The organism is Aquimarina algiphila (assembly GCF_007489275.1).
GTDB classification, from domain to species: Bacteria; Bacteroidota; Bacteroidia; order Flavobacteriales; family Flavobacteriaceae; genus Aquimarina; species Aquimarina algiphila.
Genome location: NZ_VLNR01000032.1, coordinates 1 through 21340 on the forward strand (window position 1 = coordinate 1; position 21340 = coordinate 21340).

The 21340-nt window shown below is 35.0% G+C and carries 21 protein-coding genes; 14 read left to right on the forward strand and 7 right to left on the reverse strand.

The features are described from left to right. From FOF46_RS15445 to FOF46_RS15455, 3 genes are all read left to right on the forward strand, one after another. Positions 1 to 1980 (forward strand): collagen-like domain-containing protein (locus FOF46_RS15445; protein ID WP_208746784.1); only part of this gene is annotated, 1980 nt, incomplete at its 5' end. 17 nt (positions 1981 to 1997) lie between these two features. Next, positions 1998 to 5696 (forward strand): beta strand repeat-containing protein, encoded by a 3699-nt coding sequence (locus tag FOF46_RS15450; RefSeq protein WP_143917078.1) that lies wholly within the window; start codon positions 1998 to 2000, stop codon positions 5694 to 5696. A 237-nt stretch (positions 5697 to 5933) separates the two neighbouring features. Beyond that, a complete protein-coding gene (locus FOF46_RS15455) occupies positions 5934 to 7097 on the forward strand; it encodes a T9SS type B sorting domain-containing protein (protein ID WP_143917079.1) in 1164 nt (387 codons plus the stop codon). Between the two features lie 73 nt (positions 7098 to 7170). On the opposite strand, the gene FOF46_RS15460 is transcribed toward FOF46_RS15455, so the two are convergent. After that, entirely contained in the window at positions 7171 to 7596 is a 426-nt protein-coding gene (locus FOF46_RS15460; protein ID WP_143917080.1) for a GNAT family N-acetyltransferase, read from the reverse strand. Between the two features lie 126 nt (positions 7597 to 7722). Here FOF46_RS15460 and FOF46_RS15465 point away from each other — a divergent pair, with 126 nt between their 5' ends. The 4 genes from FOF46_RS15465 (at position 7723) to FOF46_RS15480 (ending at position 10555) form a co-directional block, all read left to right on the forward strand. Continuing rightward, a complete protein-coding gene (locus FOF46_RS15465) occupies positions 7723 to 8286 on the forward strand; it encodes a ClpP family protease (RefSeq protein ID WP_370444685.1) in 564 nt (187 codons plus the stop codon). 40 nt (positions 8287 to 8326) lie between these two features. After that, positions 8327 to 9052, forward strand: coding sequence for a M15 family metallopeptidase (locus FOF46_RS15470; protein ID WP_109438681.1), 726 nt, complete (start codon positions 8327 to 8329; stop codon positions 9050 to 9052). Between the two features lie 57 nt (positions 9053 to 9109). Then, the gene (locus tag FOF46_RS15475; RefSeq protein ID WP_109438682.1) at positions 9110 to 9619 is read left to right on the forward strand and encodes a CAP domain-containing protein; all 510 of its coding nucleotides are present in this window, start codon (positions 9110 to 9112) and stop codon (positions 9617 to 9619) included. Positions 9620 to 9790: 171 nt separating this feature from the next. Then, a complete protein-coding gene (locus FOF46_RS15480) occupies positions 9791 to 10555 on the forward strand; it encodes a M48 family metalloprotease (protein WP_109438683.1) in 765 nt (254 codons plus the stop codon). Between the two features lie 65 nt (positions 10556 to 10620). Here FOF46_RS15480 and FOF46_RS15485 read toward each other — a convergent pair whose 3' ends face one another. Next, positions 10621 to 11001, reverse strand: coding sequence for an ankyrin repeat domain-containing protein (locus tag FOF46_RS15485; RefSeq protein WP_109438684.1), 381 nt, complete (start codon positions 10999 to 11001; stop codon positions 10621 to 10623). Between the two features lie 478 nt (positions 11002 to 11479). Continuing rightward, entirely contained in the window at positions 11480 to 11863 is a 384-nt protein-coding gene (locus tag FOF46_RS15490) for an ankyrin repeat domain-containing protein (RefSeq protein ID WP_109438685.1), read from the reverse strand. Between the two features lie 320 nt (positions 11864 to 12183). On the opposite strand from FOF46_RS15490, the gene gpmI reads away from it, so the two are divergent. The 5 genes from gpmI to FOF46_RS15515 all read left to right on the forward strand — a co-directional run bounded on the left by gpmI (position 12184) and on the right by FOF46_RS15515 (position 17338). After that, on the forward strand, positions 12184 to 13701 hold the full coding sequence (gene gpmI, locus FOF46_RS15495; RefSeq protein ID WP_143917081.1) for a 2,3-bisphosphoglycerate-independent phosphoglycerate mutase: 1518 nt from the start codon (positions 12184 to 12186) through the stop codon (positions 13699 to 13701). A gap of 110 nt (positions 13702 to 13811) precedes the next feature. Further along, entirely contained in the window at positions 13812 to 14273 is a 462-nt protein-coding gene (locus FOF46_RS15500; protein ID WP_109438687.1) for a RidA family protein, read from the forward strand. A gap of 121 nt (positions 14274 to 14394) precedes the next feature. Then, positions 14395 to 15213, forward strand: coding sequence for a type I methionyl aminopeptidase (gene map, locus FOF46_RS15505; protein ID WP_109438688.1), 819 nt, complete (start codon positions 14395 to 14397; stop codon positions 15211 to 15213). Positions 15214 to 15272: 59 nt separating this feature from the next. Continuing rightward, positions 15273 to 16040, forward strand: a complete 768-nt coding sequence (locus FOF46_RS15510) for a class I SAM-dependent methyltransferase (RefSeq protein ID WP_143917082.1) — start codon at positions 15273 to 15275, stop codon at positions 16038 to 16040. A 305-nt stretch (positions 16041 to 16345) separates the two neighbouring features. Then, complete coding sequence (locus FOF46_RS15515) at positions 16346 to 17338, forward strand: hypothetical protein (RefSeq protein WP_143917083.1); 993 nt, start codon at positions 16346 to 16348, stop codon at positions 17336 to 17338. A 101-nt stretch (positions 17339 to 17439) separates the two neighbouring features. Here the strand turns inward: FOF46_RS15515 and FOF46_RS15520 are convergent, their stop codons facing one another. Continuing rightward, complete coding sequence (locus tag FOF46_RS15520) at positions 17440 to 17697, reverse strand: FAD:protein FMN transferase (RefSeq protein ID WP_143917084.1); 258 nt, start codon at positions 17695 to 17697, stop codon at positions 17440 to 17442. A 142-nt stretch (positions 17698 to 17839) separates the two neighbouring features. Between FOF46_RS15520 and FOF46_RS15525 the strand changes: the two genes are divergently transcribed. Further along, on the forward strand, positions 17840 to 18019 hold the full coding sequence (locus FOF46_RS15525; RefSeq protein ID WP_143917085.1) for a hypothetical protein: 180 nt from the start codon (positions 17840 to 17842) through the stop codon (positions 18017 to 18019). Between the two features lie 94 nt (positions 18020 to 18113). Then, positions 18114 to 18911, forward strand: a complete 798-nt coding sequence (locus FOF46_RS15530) for a hypothetical protein (RefSeq protein WP_143917086.1) — start codon at positions 18114 to 18116, stop codon at positions 18909 to 18911. A gap of 57 nt (positions 18912 to 18968) precedes the next feature. Here FOF46_RS15530 and FOF46_RS15535 read toward each other — a convergent pair whose 3' ends face one another. The 3 genes from FOF46_RS15535 to FOF46_RS15545 form a co-directional block, all read right to left on the reverse strand. Beyond that, complete coding sequence (locus tag FOF46_RS15535) at positions 18969 to 19967, reverse strand: FAD:protein FMN transferase (RefSeq protein ID WP_143917087.1); 999 nt, start codon at positions 19965 to 19967, stop codon at positions 18969 to 18971. 8 nt (positions 19968 to 19975) lie between these two features. Then, complete coding sequence (locus FOF46_RS15540; RefSeq protein WP_109438692.1) at positions 19976 to 20353, reverse strand: Na(+)-translocating NADH-quinone reductase subunit F; 378 nt, start codon at positions 20351 to 20353, stop codon at positions 19976 to 19978. 105 nt (positions 20354 to 20458) lie between these two features. Next, the gene (locus tag FOF46_RS15545) at positions 20459 to 21340 is read right to left on the reverse strand and encodes a DUF4846 domain-containing protein (protein WP_143917088.1); all 882 of its coding nucleotides are present in this window, start codon (positions 21338 to 21340) and stop codon (positions 20459 to 20461) included.

Below are 21340 nucleotides of genomic sequence, written 5' to 3' on the forward strand. Positions count from 1 at the left end.
ACTGGAGCAACCGGTGCACAGGGACCAACTGGTGCTACTGGAGCACAAGGACCAACAGGAAATACAGGTGCACAAGGACCAACAGGTGCCACTGGAGCAACCGGAGCACAAGGACCAACAGGTAATACAGGTGCGCAAGGACCGACAGGTGCTACTGGAGCAACCGGAGCACAAGGGCCAACTGGAGCAACCGGAGCACAAGGGCCAACTGGAGCAACCGGAGCGCAAGGACCAACTGGTGCTACTGGAGCAACCGGTGCACAAGGGCCAACTGGAGCAACAGGAGCGCAAGGACCAACAGGTGCGACTGGAGCAACCGGAGCACAAGGACCAACAGGTAATACAGGTGCGCAAGGACCGACAGGGAATACAGGTGCTACTGGAGCAACCGGTGCACAAGGACCAACTGGTGCTACTGGAGCAACCGGAGCGCAAGGACCAACAGGTGCTACTGGAGCAACCGGTGCACAAGGACCAACTGGTGCTACTGGAGCAACCGGAGCGCAAGGACCAACAGGTGCCACTGGAGCAACTGGAGCGCAAGGACCAACAGGAAATACAGGTGCGCAAGGACCAACAGGTGCCACTGGAGCAACTGGTGCACAAGGACCGACAGGTAATACAGGTGCTACTGGAGCAACCGGAGCACAAGGACCTACAGGTGCCACTGGAGCAACCGGTGCACAGGGACCAACTGGTGCTACTGGAGCACAAGGACCAACAGGTGCGACTGGAGCAACCGGTGCACAGGGACCAACTGGTGCTACTGGAGCAACTGGTGCACAAGGGCCAACTGGTGCCACTGGAGCAACTGGTGCACAAGGACCGACAGGTGCTACTGGAGCAACCGGTGCACAAGGACCAACAGGTGCCACTGGAGCAACAGGAGCGCAAGGACCAACAGGAAATACAGGTGCTACTGGAGCACAAGGACCGACAGGTGCCACTGGAGCAACTGGTGCACAAGGACCGACAGGTGCTACTGGAGCAACCGGAGCACAAGGACCAACTGGTAATACAGGTGCTACTGGAGCAACTGGAGCGCAAGGACCAACAGGTGCCACTGGAGCAACCGGTGCGCAAGGACCAACAGGAAATACAGGTGCTACTGGAGCAACTGGTGCACAAGGACCAACAGGTGCTACTGGAGCAACTGGTGCGCAAGGACCAACAGGAAATACAGGTGCTACTGGAGCACAAGGACCAACTGGTGCTACTGGAGCAACTGGTGCGCAAGGACCAACAGGTGCCACTGGAGCAACCGGTGCGCAAGGACCAACAGGAAATACAGGTGCGCAAGGACCGACAGGTGCTACTGGAGCAACCGGTGCACAAGGACCTACAGGTGCTACTGGGGCAACCGGAGCGCAAGGACCGACTGGTAATACAGGACCAACTGGACTAACTGGAGCGCAAGGACCAACGGGTGCTACAGGTCCAATCGGACTAACTGGACCACAAGGACCAACTGGCTCCACTGGAGCAACAGGAGCGCAAGGGCCAACGGGTGCTACTGGACCTCAAGGTGATCCTTCAACCGATGATCAAACAGCCTCTGAAGTAGACTCTGACAACCCTGTAGATGTTGATGGTGATGGAGATGTTGAAACTACCGTAGAGGATGTAATACAAGATATTGCTCCTATAGTTTCTAAAGCAGCAAGAATCTTTTATCCTCCATCAATCGCTGTAGATGCTTCTTCTACTGGTGTAAAAACACCTATTGATTTATACCAACAATACTTAGATCAATTTGGTTCTCCAGTAGCTGCTAGTGATCCAACTGCGCCAACCATACCAACGTATGACAGAGATGAATTATATTATTATGTAACATTTGCCGATAGTTTTGTTTTTGGAAGTCCAACAACAATTTCTATCAGTGCTACTGGAATGATGAGTTATGAAATTGTCAATACCCCTGCAGATTTTAATGCATTAATTAATGTAGTATTCGTTGTTAAAACACCAAGACCGTAATCTGCTGATAATATAATATGAAGTTTATATTTAATAAATCATATCTGATTAAACTGGTTCTATTAGTTATTTTACCAATTAGCGCTTCTTTTGGTCAGGATACATATGTAGATAATTTTGGAACAGTTTCTTATGCCAATAATAATGGAACTCAAAATTGGGCTACAAATTGGGTTGAAACAGATAACGGTAGCGTTAATTCCGGACGAATTCGTATAACTGGAGGCAGGCTTCGGTTTGAAGATATAACTAGAAACTCTCAGCAAATTATTCGAAGTGCAGATCTATCTAGTGCTTCAAGTGCTATTTTATCTTTTGATTGGCAAACGGTTGGTCTGGATGGATCAGGAGGATCAACATCTAGTGAACTACTAACTGTTCAAATATCTTCTGATGGAGTAAATTTTACCACCATTGGAAATTTAGCTGGAAATCAAACCAATAGCTTCAGTGCAGATATTTCTGCGTTTTTATCTGCAACTACCACAATCAGGTTTATAAACTTAAGCACTTGGAATTTTGGAGATTGGGAAGCAGGAGAGTTTGTTTTTATAGATAATTTATCTATAGAAACTAATCTTTTTATGATTTCTAACGGAACTACTGTAAATACTTGTAGTGGTACTTTTGTTGATTCTGGAGGAACAAATGGGAATTACAGTAATTTTGAAGATATTACATATACTATTTGTCCAGATGTGGTTGGAGCAAATGTTAGTATTACATTTACTCAATTTAACGTAGAGGATAATTTTGATTTTCTTAGAATCTTTGATGGAGCTTCAACAGCGAGTCCGCTCATCGGAATTTTTGACAATGGAAATTCTCCCAATGGAACTACAATATCTTCTACTACTGGATGCCTAACGTTTAGATTTACTTCGGATTTTATATTCAACTTCTCTGGATGGGAAGCTACAATTTCATGTAGTGCCACTACTCCACAATTAGCTATATCAGATATCACTGTAAACGAAAATGCAGGTACCGCTGATCTCACCGTTAGTCACTCTGGTGGAAATGCTGCTGGAGCTTTTACGGTAGCATATTCAACGGCCAATAATTCAGCCAATACACCTGCTGATTATACAGCTACAAGTTCAACTATAGCCTTTTCTGGTACCAGTGCTGAAAATCAAACTTTAACGGTTCCTATCCCTATTGTCGATGATAATTTTGCAGAAGCCACTGAAAGTTTTTTTGTAAACCTTGGTGCTATTATGGGCGATCCTTCTATAACTATATCTGATGGACAAGGAGAAATTACAATTAATGATGATGACAATGCCTCTATAGCAATAAATGATGTTACTGTTAATGAAGGAGATGGAACAGCAACTTTTACCATTACGTTATCAGGAGCAAATCTAGCAGGAGGATTTTCTGTGCCCTATACGCTTGTTAATGGTTCTGCAACTAACCCAGCCGATTACACTACTGTTGGAGCCACCCCTTCTCCTATTAATTTTGCCGGTAATATTAATGAAACACAACAAATAACAATACCAATAGTAGACGATACTGATATCGAAGGAAATCACAACTTCTTTGTTAATTTAGGTACAGTAAGCAATCCACTAGTAACAACAAGCGATAATCAAGGAGAAGGTACAATTGAAGATAACGATGCAGCAATTAGCATTGACAACATCTCTGTTAATGAAAATGCTGGTACTGCAACATTTACAGTTACTCATGTTGGCCCCGATACAACAGGGCCTTTTGCTGTAAGTTTTACAACAGCCAATAATACCGCTACAGCGGGAAGTGATTATACAACAAATACCGGAACATTGAATTTTTCTGGAACTAGTGGAGATACAGAATCCATTACAGTTACTATTTTGGATGATATCAGTGTAGAAGGAAATGAAACCTATTTCATTAATTTTACTAGCGTAAGTAATCCTTTAGTTGATATTACAGATCAGGGAATAGGTACTATTGTTGATGTTGAAATAGAAAACCCGAGACCTTATGAAGAACGAATTACAATCAATGTAAGAGGTAATTTTGATATGATCGGAAATACAAATCTTATTTGTACAGCCAACTGTCCTGGAACCCCTACATCTAACAACCCTTCTGTAGTTATGGGGTATGCCAGTATAGACGGAACAACTATAAACTCAAGTAGCGCAAATCTTACATTACCCCCAGGAGCAACTGTAGCCTGGGCAGGATTGTATTGGGGTGGTTCATATAATTCTACTTTTGGTGGAATAACAAACCCAGATCCTTCTTTAAGTTTACAACAAGTACAATTTAGAGAACCAGGTGCAGGAACTTACACTGCGGTTAATGCCAATCTAACAAATATAGAAACCGGCTCATTCGCAGGCTGGAATACATTTATGTCATTTGCAGATGTGACTTCCATAGTACAGGCATCAGGATCAGGATCTTATACAGTTGCAGATATCCCATTAATAACCGGTAGTGCCTTCACAGGACCTTTTGGAGGATGGACAATGGTAATTATATACGAAGACCCTTCAGACATCACACGAAGTGTAAGCATATGGGATGGTTTTGACTTTTTTGGATTTGGAGCCAATGATTCCTTTACTGTTACTGGCTTATTAACACCTTCTACCGGTGCTTTCGATACGGATGCAGGTTATTTTGGGATGGACGGAGATTCTGGAGGATTTACTGGAGATTTTGTTGCCATCAACGGAAATACTCTTTCTAATGCTTTAAACCCTGCAAACAATACCCTAAATAGTACTATATCCAAATTTGGTGTTGATGTTGGTGGTAGAAATCCTAACCAAAGTTTTAACTGGGGAATAGATGCAGATATTTTTGACGCTACTGGTTTTGTTCCTAACAATGCAACAACTTTAAATGTAGACTTGGGTAGTGCTAGTGAAGGTATATGGGGTGGGGTTTTTGCCGTATCTACAGAAGTAGCTTTCCCGGCGGTTGCCAGTAAAAACTTTTCTCCTGCTACAATTGGTTATGGTGAGGAGTCAACAGTTACTATAACATTAGAAAACCCTGCTACAGGAGTAGATCTTACAAATTTATCACTTACAGATAATTTACCTTCGGGAATGACAATATCTACTTCTCCAGACGGAACCTCATCCTGTGGTGGAACTATAACCGCTGTTTCAGGTTCTGACAACTTTTCTATTTCTGGTGTTAATCTACCTGCAGGAAACACCTGTACTTTTACATTTGATGTAATTGGTACCCTGGCTGGTAGTCTTAGCAATACTGTATCATCTGGAGATATTACAAATGATCAAAACATTCCTTTAGCTGGAACAACTACAGGAATACTAAATGTAGTTATTAGAAGTGTTATTACCAATAGAAGAATAACATATAGAGTAAATAGAGGCTCAACAACGACAAGCTCTGTACCAACAGGAACGCTTACAACTGACCTATCCATCAACAATTTTGATGATGGACAAAATAGCGCGTTTAGCCCATATCAATTACAGGTCCAAAATACAACAGCTACACCATTTAACTATGAAATATATATACAAAATGTTCCTTATGCTAGTATTCCAGGATTAAACCTTGGTAACCATACTTTAATTACAACAGATAATGGAGACGGAACATTTAACTATCTATTTACAAGTACAATGGCTTTGGGTGCATTTCAAAACACCATAATATCCGGCTCTGGAGCTGCACCTTCACCCCAAGGTACGGGTCCAGCATGTGGATGTGTAAGTTTTTATAAACTATGAGACCAATAAAATCACATTAATATCGTTAAATAATTATACCCCATAAAAATAACACATATGTCAAAAACAACTCCTAATTACCCAAGCACACCTGCACTTAATCGAACTAAAAACGCATTTTATCGATAGATAATTGATTTTTATCGAAAAAAACCATTGTCAAATGTAAGTATTTGAGTATATTTACCACCTATTAATTACTGTTTAACCGTAATTATCGTAATACCCCTATATACTTTGAAAAAAATAATCTACATAATAGCATTCTTCCTGACCTACACAACAATAGGACAACAGGCATTTCACAACTATGGAAATCTACAAACACATACTGATGCAGAAGTTGGTTTTCATACTGATCTAATAAATGATGGTACTTTTGATGAAAACGATGGTGGCATGGTTGGTTTTTACAATACATCTGGCGACTTAACTGTTTCTGGAAATAACAGGCCTACTTTTTACGATATGGAAGTTGACGTAAGAAATGACCTACAACTTGAAGTTGCTGTAGCAGTAACTAATTTTCAAGAGTTTACTGCAGGGAGAGTTCAAACACCAAGAGATAGGCGTAATGTTTCTTTAGATTACATTAATGACGCACCGTATTTAGGTGAAAATGATGATCGTTATGTAGATGGATATGCTTCTATTACTGGAGTATTAGATTTTACATTTCCTATTGGAGATGATTTCAGACTACGACCTATGCGTATAGAAAGTCAAGCAGCTACAAATACAGCAAGAGGAGCATATTATTTTGAAGATCCAAATTCCCCTAATTTCTTCCCAACAAGCTTCAACACCAATAGTTTTGATAACTTATTATTTGGAGTAAGTAGTTTTGAGTTTTGGGATCTTGATGGAGATATAGAAACACGAGTTACACTAACCTGGGACGACAATAGTAACATTCCAACACTTGTAGATGATATCAATAATTTAAGAGTAGTTGGATGGGACTCAAATTTAAGACAGTGGGTAAATCTTGGAAATTCTACAGTATCTGGAGATCTAAACACAGGTGAAATTACTTCTGAACTTATGATTCCTGACAATTATACTGTTCTTACTTTTGGGACATCTGATATGCTGTTGGACGGAGACTTAGAGATATACACTGCAGTTTCCCCAAATGGTGATGGAGACAACGATTTCTTTAGAATTGATGGTCTTGGAGAAACTAATAATGAACTATTCGTATATAATCGATGGGGAGTTTTAGTATACCAAAGAGAACAATATCATGAAGCACAAACCAATTCAGATGGTTTTGCCGGTATTTCTGAAGGAAGAGCGACTATTGCCAAAGGAGAAAAACTTCCGGTAGGTACATATTATTATGTCCTTAAAATTGATGGAGAAAAAGATCGTGCTGGTTATTTATATATTAATGAATAAATCTTTGACTTAAAAATCAAGATTAAATACCTATTACTTTACATTAACCTCAATATTCTTCATCAAATAAAAACTACAATTTTTTCACAAAGTGATGCGCCCAAATCTCATAACCTTCATTCAGATAAAATTTATGAGAAGGATAATTTGCAACATAGCTATTTAATTCTGAGGTTTCGCAACCTTTATTTTTCGCATAAGCATAAATCCAATCAAACACCTTCTTCCCTATTCCTTGATTTCTATAGTGATCATCTATATACACATGATCTGGTTCACAAGAACGACCTGCATAGTGTCTTGTCATAAACCACAATCCAAAAACTCCTATTAACTTTTCATCAGAGTATACACCAAAACATTCATAATTCTGATCAAACATTTCATTAAATCTTCCTAATAACACTTCATCTGTGAATTGATTATTCATTAGTTTTTGAATAAGAGGAAGAGCTTGACTAAAGTCCTCTTTTAAAATTTTGTGAAATGCTAAATTCATATGATGCTTTTCTGCAAAAATAATTATACATTTATCTCGAAGATGTAAAGAATTCTTAAAAAATATAGAATACGGTAATTTTATTAATACCATCAAATTATTTTATTTTTTTGTCTTTCTTTAAAAATTAAAACCATAAAAATGAAAGAAAAATCAGGAAAAACTCAAGATCTTATTGATAAAAAACTCTTAGAAGAACGTAGTGTTTTTCTTTGGGGTCAAGTGGATGATAAATCTGCAAAGCATGTTATCGATAGATTGATGTATCTGGATATGATCAGTGATAAAGAAATTAAACTTTATATTAATAGTCCAGGAGGATATGTTACTTCAGGATTTGCCATGTATGACACTATAAAAAGTCTTAAAAGCCCTGTGTCAACTATTTGCACAGGCCTAGCAGCATCTATGGGCTCTATTCTATTAAGTGTAGGAGCAAAAGGAAGAAGATTTATACAACCTCATGCAAAAGTAATGATTCATCAACCTAGTGGTGGCGCAAGAGGTCAAGCTTCTAACATAGAAATACAAGCTGCAGAAATTCTTAAAACAAAAGAATTAAGCGCACAGATTCTAGCAGACAATTGTGACCAGGACATAGAAAAAGTATTAAAAGATTTTAATCGAGATTACTGGATGGATGCTCAAGAATCCTTAGAGTATGGAATTGTAGATGGAATTCTTGAATAAATTATAATTAAAGAGAATACCATTATAAATTATAATGTCAATGGAAAGACGAGATTTTGTTAGTCTAAGCACTTTAGGAATGATAGGGTTTTCATTGTCATCATTTTCTATGCTTCAGTCAGAGTTTTCTAAAGATGATTTAATGGGTAAAAGTGATCCTTCTCTATACGGAGATGGATATAAACTGCAAAAGAAAGCCTATGATGCATTTTTAAAAATGAAAGCTGAAGCATTGAAAAGTGGATTTAAAATTAAAGTCGTTTCCAGTTATAGAAATTATGCTCATCAAAATCGCATATGGGAACGCAAATATAAAAAGTTTACACAAGAGGGATTATCTCCTATTAACGCTATCAAAAAAATTGTGGAGTACTCCACAATACCAGGAACATCAAGACACCATTGGGGTACTGATTTAGATATCGTAGATGGTAACCCACCTCAACCCAAAGGCTTGCTTTTAGCAAAGAATTTTGATAGTGAAGGTCCTTTTTGTAAATTTAAAGAATGGATGGATACACATGCTAATTCTTTTGGTTTTTATCTGGTATATACTGATAAAGAAGACAGAAAAGGATTTAAATATGAACCATGGCATTATTCTTATGCTCCAATATCCATTCCTATGCTAAAAGCATATCAAAAAGTAGATATCGCATCAGAGTTAAAAAAAGTAAAGTTATTAGGAAGTGATTTTTTTACAGAAAACTTTATTAATCAGTACATTAAAGAAAACATACTGGATATAAATCCAGAATTATTATAAGGGGTTATATACTAAATTTATACTATTTTAGTTATTCTAAATAAAAAAGCCCCACTTATGAAAATTTCTTCAATTAAATATTTATTTGTATTTATTATTTTATCTATAGCCATTTCCTGTTCTGATGATGATGGCACTCCTCCTGATGAAAATACGGGAGTTGAAAACCCTACAGGAGTGGATGGAACTCCAAGTAACACTTCAATTACCGAGGAAATATTAAGATTAGTTAATGAATATCGTGCAACAAAAGGCTTATCGGCATTGACCTCAAATCAAACTGCCGATGAATTAGCAGCTGATCACACTAGATATATGATTTCTCAGGGTCAAATTAATCATGATAATTTTGATGCAAGAGGAGATGTGTTAAATGAAAAAGAGAATGCAAGAGGAATGGCAGAAAATGTTGCTAATTTTTATCCAGATGCAAAAAGTGTAGTTGATGCCTGGATAAGTAGTGACGGACACCGAAAAAACATAGAAGGAAATTATACTCACACAGGTATTGCCGCTATTAAAGATGAAAGCGGAAAATATTATTATACTCAGTTATTTTATCGCTAAACTATGCTAACTCAACTATGCTAGGATAGCACTAATTTCGTTTATATTGGTTGTAAATGATATCTAACCTCTAGTAGTTGCTTACTAAAAAGTGTTTTTTACATTTTATTTAGTAAGCAACTTTTATATTTATTAACTTTAAGCTTGACATTTTAAAAAAATTAATTTCTAATGAGACGTGGTGGCTTAAAACTTAGAATATTAATAGGTTTAGCAATTGTTGCTTTTGCATTTTTTAAAAAATGTAATAATAAAACGCTAAATCCTTATACTGATAGAGTACAAAATATAAATATGACCAGTGATCAAGAAATTTCTATAGGATTACAAAGTGCTCCACAAATGACTCAGCAACATGGTGGACTATACCCAGATCAAAAATTACAAAGTTATATCGATATGATCGGGAACAAATTAGTGAATTCGAGTATGGCTAAGCAAACCCCTTACCAATATGAATTTCACTTACTGGCCGACCCCAATACTATTAATGCATTTGCTCTACCAGGAGGTCAGATATTTATTACCTATGCCCTATTATCCAAATTAGAGAATGAAGATCAGGTTGCTGGCGTACTTGGTCATGAGATTGGTCATGTCTTGGGAAGGCACTCAGCAGAAAGAATAGCAGAGCACGAATTTTGGAAAACAATTTCGACAGGAGCTTCTGTAGGTGCAGATGCGGGAGGAATTGTAAATAGTATAGGACAAAATGTATTGCTAGGTAATGGACGTGATGATGAACTAGAAAGTGATAAACTGGGAGTATTATTTATGATTAATTCGGGGTATAATCCAGAAGAAATGATTGGGGTTATGAAAATTCTAAAAGCAGCTGCCGGACCTAATCGCACACCAGAATTTCAAAGCACACATCCCGATCCAGATAATCGTGTAGAAAAAATCAGAGAAGCTATATTAGAATATAGCAGGTAATAAAAAACTCTGTCTAAATATCCATTAGACAGAGTGTTTACGTAAAGTATAGATACTCTATGTACCTATTTTAATGTTTCTAATAATGCTATCGCTTCTTTTGCGTTAGATAATTTTGCAAATTTCATTGCCGTATAACCTTTGGGGTCTTTGGTTTTGACATTTGCACCTTTTTTCACTAAGATTTTAATAATCTCTACGCGATTATAGCGAGCAGCATACATAAGTGGTGTCATACCATCCCACTTTTCATTAACATCGCTCCCAAGTTCTATCATTTTTTTTACAACTTCTACATCTCCTTTTACTATAGCCATACAAAATGGATTTGATTTATAGTTGTTTAGTTCATAATCGTGACTAACTGAAGTCTCGATTGATTCTGTTGCAAAACCAACAAAAGTAATACTCATAACCAATACGGTTACAAAAACTGTTTTTTTCATAATGAATTCGATTTAATGATTGACTTATACATGTATGACCTTATTTACTATACCTTGTTACACCCTTTTGTACTAAATAACATAATTTTAACCTTCATCTAACAAAAAATTATGCTGTTACATTTCATATTATTTACTTTTTAATAAATAAAAAACTCTGCTTGTTGATGTTAACAAGCAGAGTTTCTGGGAGATTATCAAATCAAACAAATCACTCCTAATTTATATTGAAAATGAGCTACTATTTTTATTAAATAGATATTGCAAATTTCAAGAATTAAAAGTATTACTATCACATTATAAAAGTAATACAAACAAAAATAACACTATTATATTTAACATTGGGATATAAATTATTAAATAACAAAACATTATGATAGTGGTAGTAATTCTATTAAAAACAAAATCTGTTTACCTAAGCATATACAAATACCAGGTAAACAGATTAAGTACTACTATATAGATAACTCTATAAAAGCTACTTCTTTTTGAGTTCTAACAAAAGTTTTTTAGCATCAACTGCTCCAGATAGTTCAGCATATTTAAGTGCATTAAATCCTTTATCATTTTTTGTATTAATTTTTGCTCCATTGGACACCAAAAGTTTAATAATTTCAAGTCTGTTATAACGAGCTGCATACATAAGAGGCGTCATTCCCTCAGAATATTTATTAACTTCTGTGCCTAATTCAATCATTTTTTTTACCATTTCATAATCACCCTTGGCTATTGAAATACAAAACGGAGAAACACTAATAATTTCAGTTTTTTTAACCTTATATCCATTATCATTTTTCACAGGATCGGTTGCAAATGCAAAACTAACTACCATACATAACATTAAAACAATTAACTTTTTCATTTTTTTACTTTTTTAGGTTCATTATTGATTTGTGATATGTCAAATTTTGACACTGCAAATAAATTATATTATTCCTAAAAAAAAGGCTCTAATTTTAAGAATAACTCACTTTTAACCTTGCCTACACAAATCCGTTAATAGTTTCACAAAAACTCCTCTATAGTTAATCTTAAATACAGGTTTAAATCACTCAGGAATAACATATGCATTTTGCATGCTTATCAACGAAGTTGTAAATTTGTCTCTTTGCTTTATTTTTGGGCTTTTTTTAGCTCAATCATCATTACCCAACCAAAACTTTAATTAAGAGTATAAATACCATGAACAAAAAAGTAATCCTGATGATATTGGATGGATGGGGAACTTCTCCTGACCCAAAAGTATCGGCAATAGATCATGCCAACACACCATATATTGATAGTTTATATACAACATACCCTAACGCATCTTTGCGTACTGACGGTCTTCACGTTGGGCTACCTGATGGACAAATGGGTAATAGCGAAGTTGGACATATGAACCTTGGGGCTGGTAGAATTGTATATCAGGATTTGGCCAAAATTAATATGGCTGTCGAAAATAATAAACTTAAAGATGAATCAGTTTTAGCTGATGCTTTTCAATATGCAAAAGAAAATGATAAAAATATTCATTTACTTGGTTTAGTAAGCGATGGTGGAGTTCACTCTCACATCAATCATATCAAAGGTTTACTTGACGCTGCAGATTCGCATGAACTAAAAAATGTTTTCCTCCATGCATTTACAGACGGTAGAGATGTTGATCCAAAATCAGGAATAAACCATATACAGGATATCCAGGATCACATGTCTAAAACAACAGGTGAATTAGCATCTATTATAGGAAGATACTATGCTATGGATAGAGACAAAAGATGGGAACGTGTTAAACTAGCCTATGACCTTGTCGTTAATGGGGTTGGAGAATCAAGTACAAATGCAATAGAAAGTATTCAGACAAGCTATGATAATGATGTTACTGATGAGTTTATAAAGCCTATTAGCATGTATAAAAATGGCAATCCAGTAACCACTATAAAAGAGGATGATGTTGTGATTTTCTTTAATTTTAGAACAGATCGTGGTCGTGAATTAACAGAAATGCTTTCTCAAAAAGACATGCATGAATTTAATACTCATAAGCTTTCATTATACTATGTTACTATGACGAACTATGATGAAAATTTTGAAGGTATCAAGGTTATTTACAATAAAGATAATATTACAGAAACTCTGGGAGAAATTGTTTCTAAGGCAGGTAAATCTCAAATACGAATTGCTGAGACCGAAAAATATCCACACGTTACTTTTTTCTTTTCTGGTGGACAAGAAGAACCTTTTGAAGGAGAATCCAGGATATTAAGAAACTCTCCAAAGGTAGCCACATACGACCTTAAACCAGAAATGAGCGCATATGAACTTAGAGATGCTCTTGTTCCCGAATTGCAAAAAGGAGATGTGGATTTTGTATGTCTTAACTTCGCTAATGGTGATATGGTAGGACATACAGGAGTAATGGAAGCCGCTATTAAAGCTTGTGAAGTTGTAGATGAATGTGCAAAAGATGTAATCACCGCAGGTTTAGAAAATGGATATTCTACCATTCTGATTGCTGATCATGGTAATTGTGAAACGATGATTAATCCTGATGGAACACCTCATACCGCTCACACTACAAATCCGGTTCCTTTTATTCTGATTGATCACAATCAAATCGATGTAAAAGATGGAGTTTTGGGAGATATTGCTCCAACCATTTTACATCTCATGGGAGTTGACAAACCAGATGCTATGACACAAAACACTCTCATAAAATAAGGAGAGTTCACATTTTTGAAGTCAACTTTGTTAAACTACCTATAAAATAGTGTAGTAGGTTTTCTAGTGGTGGTATATTCGTGCTTCTAAAGATAAAACCTCTTAGTAATATGAATCCTAAAGCAAAGCTAAAAGAAATGGGGCTTGTACTTCCAGAAGTTTCTATTCCTGGCGGGTCATACGTCTCTGTCAACAGAAGAGGAAATATCGCCTACGTTGCTATTCAGTTTCCTATACTAAATCAAGAATATCTATATCAAGGAAGATTAGGAGATACTATATCTACGCAACAAGGATATGAAGCTATGAAATTATGCGCTCTAAATGTTTTAGCACAAATAAATCATAAAATCGGTTTTGAAGCAATCGAAGGACTTAATCATATAGACGCTTATTTTCAATCCGGGACAGATTGGGATAAATCTCCTGCTGTAGTTGATGGTGCTTCTGATTTATTCGTCAAAATATTAGAAGAAAAAGGTACACATTCTAGAGCCATTTTTGGAGTAGAAAAACTTCCCTTGAATTTTTGCGTGGGATTAACTACATCTTTTACTCTAAAAACAGTATAAAGTCCCCCCTCTCATCTTATTGAATTACTCAAATCTTAAAATAGAGGTTATGGTTATCCCTAACAACCAATATTCTTTGTAAATTTGCCTTCCTTATAATGTGAATTTTTTACAAGCTTATATGATTATTACGAAAACACGTGAAGAGATAGAATTAATGAGAGAGAGTGCATTGGTTGTTTCTAAAACCTTAGGAATGTTAGCGACAGAGCTAAAACCAGGAGTTACTACTGCACAATTGGATAAAATTGCAGAAGAGTTTATCAGAGATCAGGGAGCAACTCCAGGGTTTTTAGGTTTATATGGCTGTCCTTCTACTCTTCTTACCAGTGTGAATGAAGCTGTTGTACATGGATTACCAACTGACAAACCTCTTGAAAATGGTGACATCGTAGCAATCGATTGTGGAGCTATAAAAAATGATTTTTATGGAGATCATGCATACACTTTTACTATAGGTGAAGTTCCACCAGAAGTAGAACAACTATTAAAAGTTACCAAAGAGTCTTTATATAAAGGAATTGCAGAATTTAAATTCGGAAATCGTGTTGGAGATGTAGGATATGCTATTCAAAAATATACTGAAGACTTTGGCTATGGAGTTGTTAGAGAACTTGTTGGTCATGGACTAGGGAAGAAATTACATGAAGATCCTGAGATGCCAAATTATGGTCGTCGTGGCAAGGGTAAAAAGTTTATTGAAGGTATGGTTGTCGCCATAGAACCGATGATCAATATGGGAACACATAGAATAAAACAGCTAGAAGATGGATGGACGATTGTAACTGCAGATGGCAAACCAAGTGCTCATTTTGAACATGACGTTGCTCTTATTGATGGTAAACCCGAAATTCTTTCTACATTTAAATATATATATCAAGCTCTTGGTATTGAATCTGATGAGGAAGATGCTTTTAGACAAGAGGTATTAACCGTGTAATACACTTTTTTCTTTATAAAATTACACAGAGTTTCTTATAGGGTTTTGTGCGATCAATTATGAAAAAGCTATTTAAATTTATACTCAACACCATCCCCAGACCACTTTTAATTCGGTTGAGTTATATTGCCAGGCCTATTATTGCTATATTTTTAAGAGGAAAAACATATACCGATCCAATAGATGGAAAGAGTTTTTCTAAATTTTTACCCTATGGATATGGTAAACAACGAGAAAATGTCCTTTCTCCTTCAACACTATCCTTAGAACGTCATCGGTTATTATGGTTATACCTTAAAAACGAGACTGATTTTTTTACTACTACATCAAGAGTATTGCACTTTGCTCCAGAGCAAGCATTTTATAAAAGGTTCAGGAAATTACAACATCTTGAGTATACCACTACTGATCTTAATTCTCCATTAGCCGATGTAAAAGCTGATATTTGCAACCTTCCTTTTAAAGATAACGAATATGATATTATCTTTTGTAATCATGTGTTAGAACATATTCCAGATGACACCAAGGCCATGAAAGAGTTATTTAGAGTTTTAAAACCAGGCGGAATGGCTATTTTACAGATACCGCAAGATCTGAATAGAGCCACTACTTTTGAAGACGATAGTATCACAGACCCACAAGAACGTGCTAAAATATTTGGCCAATATGACCATGTGAGAGTTTATGGCAGGGATTATTTTGAAAAACTAAGAGCTATCGGTTTTAAAGTAGATGAAGTAGATTATACCCAAAAATTATCCAAGGACGACGTTACTCAATTCTGTCTCGCTCCAGGAGAAATTCTTCCGGTTTGTTATAAACCATAATTCTTTTTTATTTTTTTCGACGGAAAAGATAAGGTATCAAATACTTTAAAAGATTCCTCTTCTTCTTTACTGACAGCACATTCTTCTCAGACACAAGTTATAAAAGTCAAAACAAGTCTTATTGAATAAAAAGAGGTTCCAACTTATAATCTGATCCATCTTTTCTGACTTTATGATATACTTTTGAAAAGTCAATCTACACTAAATACACATAAGTGTTCCCCCAAGGTTTTCATTATTTAATCTCCAAAATTTATTAGTAAAGAATTCATAAAAATCAATATAAACTAATTAAAACCTAAACAATGAAAAAATCAATTTATTTACCATTACTATTTTTAACATTGACAATACTAATTGGATGTAATACTGATGACAATACTTTAACCGAACCTGACACTACTAATATTGAACCTGAAACTGATGATGAAGACGAGTTTAAAAATGATGTGTTTGTAAATGGTATTAATCAAACCTATTTACAAGAAACCGGCATGACAGAGGAAGAACTTTTAACATCTATTGAAGAAGATGACATGAAAAATGCTGTCGAATTTGAAAAGCAGTTAAATGATCAGTTTCAGAACATGACAGCTATTGATCCTAATAATAAAGCTACACAATATAACCAAAGAGAACTTGCTGGTGCCATAGCAAATATGTTAAATGACATTAAACAAGAACCCGGAAAATATTTTCAAGCAAAAATAGGAGTCAATTCGGAACGTAGTCCTTTTTTCGACCTTGGATTAAGTGATAAATTGATTCGTCAGACTATTGCTTCATTTCCTGAGTTTAAAATTTATAGTAAAAGACAAAAAATTAATCTTTATAGATTTTCGCTGAGAAGAATTAAAGTCTCTGGTTCTTCAAGAATTAAAATAGAAATTAGATGTAAAATAAGATATAGAAGGTATGTAAAGTTTTTTGGGAAAAGACGTAGAATAATTAACAAAAGACTTTCTGCCGATCTACATATACCGCTTAATTTTGATGCTAAAACTAATACATTAAAAGTAAATACTCTAAAAGTGGATCGCATTCATATTACTAGCTTTATTTTCAATCCTATCATTGCTGTTCTAAACCAGATTGTCAAAAGGTTTGTTATTATCCGAGAAGATGTAAACCTTAATATTTCTTATGATTTTATCTCCAAGGCCTATGTAGACTACAAAGGGCTTTATAAAGAACGTTTAAATGGTCAAAACTTTATATTCTTTAAGTTTGATGTTAAAACGGATGATTTGATTGACACCATAAAAGGCAAATTAAAAACACGCGATATTAAATTTTAAAATATTTACTAACTAATCATCAAAGCCTTGCCAACTAAGCAAGGCTTTTTTTACACAGCATAATACTGTTATAAAATAGTCACAAAGTCTAATCAAAAAGCTTACTCTTCTGGAAAACCGTTTAGAGAAAGCGTTTGCAGTTCCTTGTTATCATCTTCATAAATAAAATATGTTTTAAGTTCTGGATGATTTTTCAAAAATTGTTTTGAACGTTCTAGTCCCATCGACATTAACACCGTGGCATATGCATCTGCCTCCATACAAGTAGTTGCTAGTATAGATACACTTAATAGATTAGATTTATGTGGATACCCTGTCTTGGCATTAATGATATTGTACTTATTTCTTGTATACTTCATACTAATGGAAAAAATATAAAATACTGTTTACCATAGACGAAATACATTTTACTCGTTGTAAACCATAAAAAAATCATTTTGGTGGTAACATTTTGCATGCTTATTACATTAAGAATAATTATTAATCTAAAATTACTTAATTATGAAATCCACAAAAATTAAAAGAACAGTTAACCTACTAACTTTAGTGCTAGCTATGATTCTTTCACAAGCTTGTAACACTGATGACAAAGAAATTCCTGTAGAGGATAGTAGTCTTTTACTTCTAAATGAAAAAATGCTTAATTTCGAAAACATTCATTCTTACACGGATTTTTTTTGACAATTACAACGAACAAAAGTTTAGTTCCCTAATTAAATCTTCATCATTCACTTCTTTTCGGCAAGCAAAAGCAAGCAAAACTTCAATTTCAAAAATGATAAACTTCATTGATGAAGAAGAAATGGATTTAAAAATATATGATCTTATTAATGACCAAGGTTTTATCAAATTAGGTAAATATATAGTAAGATTAGATCTTATTACCAAAACAGTTTTTGTTTCAGAAAACTCTGACCAGAACACTCTTAAATTGATGTATAATGGTAAAAAAGATGATCAAGATGTGTTTTCTTTTTCTTTCGATTATAATGTAGCTGAGTTATTAGAACTATGCGAGGAAAACGATACTACACTGGCAGAGGGTATTTACTTATACGAAACCAATGGAGATGGTAATTCTTCAAAAGCCGCTTGCAGTAGCGCAAGTGGAAAAAATGATGCAAGAGAAAAATGTGGAGATAATAGGTATGAGTATAATGAAAAAGCTTATTCAGCTAAGGTAAAATTAGAATACGAGAAATTTGGCATCTATTTTTCGGTAAAAGCAAAGGTTAAAAATTATATTGTGAATTCTGTTTGTAACCCTTACAATAGTGGATTTCAATCTATTCGTTATACAAGATGTGATATAAATAAAAAGAAGAAAAAATGCAAAGTATTTAAATGCAAGTGCAAAGATGATTGGCAGTTTGACTGGTCGAGATCTAATATCACAATTACTGAAGGCTCAGGATATGATCAAAATTCTGACAGATACGTAACAACTCATCAGGCTTATGAAAGCTCCCGAGGATTGCAGGCTTATGCAGTTAGTGTAATAATAACTTATAGTCCAACTCTTGGGTTGACTGGAGCTCAATCTAAAACATTATCCATTAGTTCAAATTTATAGATTAGTCAAAGTGATCGTTACTTAATATTTATAAAAAAGGAGGTAACGGTCACTTTCTTACTCTTCTGGAAAACCGTTTAGAGAAAGCGTTTGGAGTTCCTTGTTCTCATCTTCATAAATAAAATATGTTTTGAGCTCTGGATGATTTTTCAAAAATTCTTTTGAACGTTCTAGTCCCATCGACATTAACGCTGTGGCATATGCATCTGCCTCCATACAAGTAGTTGCCAATATAGATACACTTAACAGATTAGATTTATGTGGATGCCCGGTTGTAGTATTAATGATATGCGCGTACCGATTTCCTTTTTCATCTATCTTATATTTTCGGTAACTCCCAGAAGTAGCCATAGCTTCATTTTTTAATGCGACCACCTTACTATATGATTGTTTTTCGTCAAAATTAGGGTCTTCCACTCCTATTCTCCATGGTTTTTGTTTGATCACATTACTTCCTTTACCTCTAATTTCGCCCCCTATCTCTACCAAGTAATTATCAAACCCCTTATCTTCAAGAAAATTCGCAAACACATCAACAGCATATCCTTTGGCTAAAGCATTAAAATCAATATATGTATTGGGATTATCCTTTATGATCTTATCATTTTTCAAAGTTACCTTATCTAAACCAACAGATACTAGCAAACTATCTATTTTAAGGCTATCTAATGACTTTATTTTCCCTTTTGGCCCAAAATCCCACGCGTTTACTAAAACACCAATAGTAGGATCAAAAGCCCCTTCTGTTTCGCCATATAACCTCTTAGACGCTTTAAAAACATTTATAAAATGCTTATCAATAGTAACCATCGTATCTCCACTATTAATTCTGGAGATATCAGAATCATCAATATAGGTAGACATCGAAGTATTAATCACTGATATAAGACTATCATAAGAATGAGAGAAATCTAATTCTTGTCGATCTATAAATTGAACAGAGAACGTAGTTCCAAAAGCTTTTCCACTAGTGTAATTAAGTTCTAATTTCTTTTCATTTTTACATGAAACAATAGCTAATAAGAGTACTAATAAAACATTTAGTTTTCTAATCATAATCTTTCTCAGTTCAGATGAGTTTCTATTACTTGCAGACCGGCATATTCTAAAACATATTCTTCATTTAGTAATACAGGTTTATTAGGGTTATCAGGATTTTGCAACCCCACTCCGGCATAAAACACCTTTGCTTCTTGTTCTATTGCATGTTTTTTAAATGATTCCATCCAGATCATGTCATAGTTATGAGGATTATCAGGATAAGAAACTGCTTTAACAAGAACAAAATATCGTTGATTAGATGGGTCGACACAAACAAATTGCGGATGCTTCCCTAATTTGCTATTTATAGCAATAAATTCAAATCCTCTTTTTTCTAATTCTTCTCCTACAATATTCATTGCAAGATTATGTAATTCTTGTTTGGTGAGTGTCCTTGTCATAGGGATACAAAGATATTATTTTGAAATAAATTATACTTTAGTTTCAAACCTTTTCTCTATACTATTCTTATCAAAAAATCAATTCTAAATAGGATATTGTAAAAATTACTTAAACCGAACGAATATTGCTTTATCAAAATAATAACTAGGGGTATATACAGGTTCATTTTTATCAAACCTATACCAGGGAGAAAATTTAGTGTTTTCAAAATTTTTAAGCAAACAAACATTCTGCGCTGGTGTGTTTCCTTGAGCCAGAAGATACATTCTATCCCCATCTGCATTTTGGATTTCGTCTACTACGATTTCAATATGTCCTGGGGAACCTGGTTTAACCAACATATCTCCGATTCGAACATCCTTAACTTGTATTTTTTTCAGTTCATTATGCATCGACATTGTTCCTGCATAGGTATAAATCAGATTTAAGTATGTATAGAAGTTTGCTTTGGAATGGTTGGGACTTGCTGTTTTGTAAAATGTTACTTTATTTCCTTTTATTTTAGGTCGAAAACCTTCTGCATATTTGATCCACGAACAATAATGTCCAGAAGTAAAATTAAACCCTATTTTATCTTTTTTGTTTTTCTCCCACAAATACTCTGATCTTATCCTCATTAATGCATCTGCACATTGTTGCAATCCGTTAGACGGAACAGGAACTTCTAAAATTGCGTCATGCCAATCTTGTGCAAAATACTCACTATCGTCATAATTAATAATTTTACTACCATAAGGTTTTAACCTATAATGACGAAGATACTCTTGAAACGAGCCTACAGCATACTTAACTCTACTATATCCTTTGGGAACAATAACTCTTGTTGATATAGAATCTCCTTTAGTATTAATATAATCAGCATCTGTAACCACATTACTTACAACTGATTTTATGTGGTTAGTTACCATTTTACCTTTTGATGTATTTCTAAATATCAAAAACAAAATGACTATTATAGTCAGAGATATTATATATTTCTTCATCAT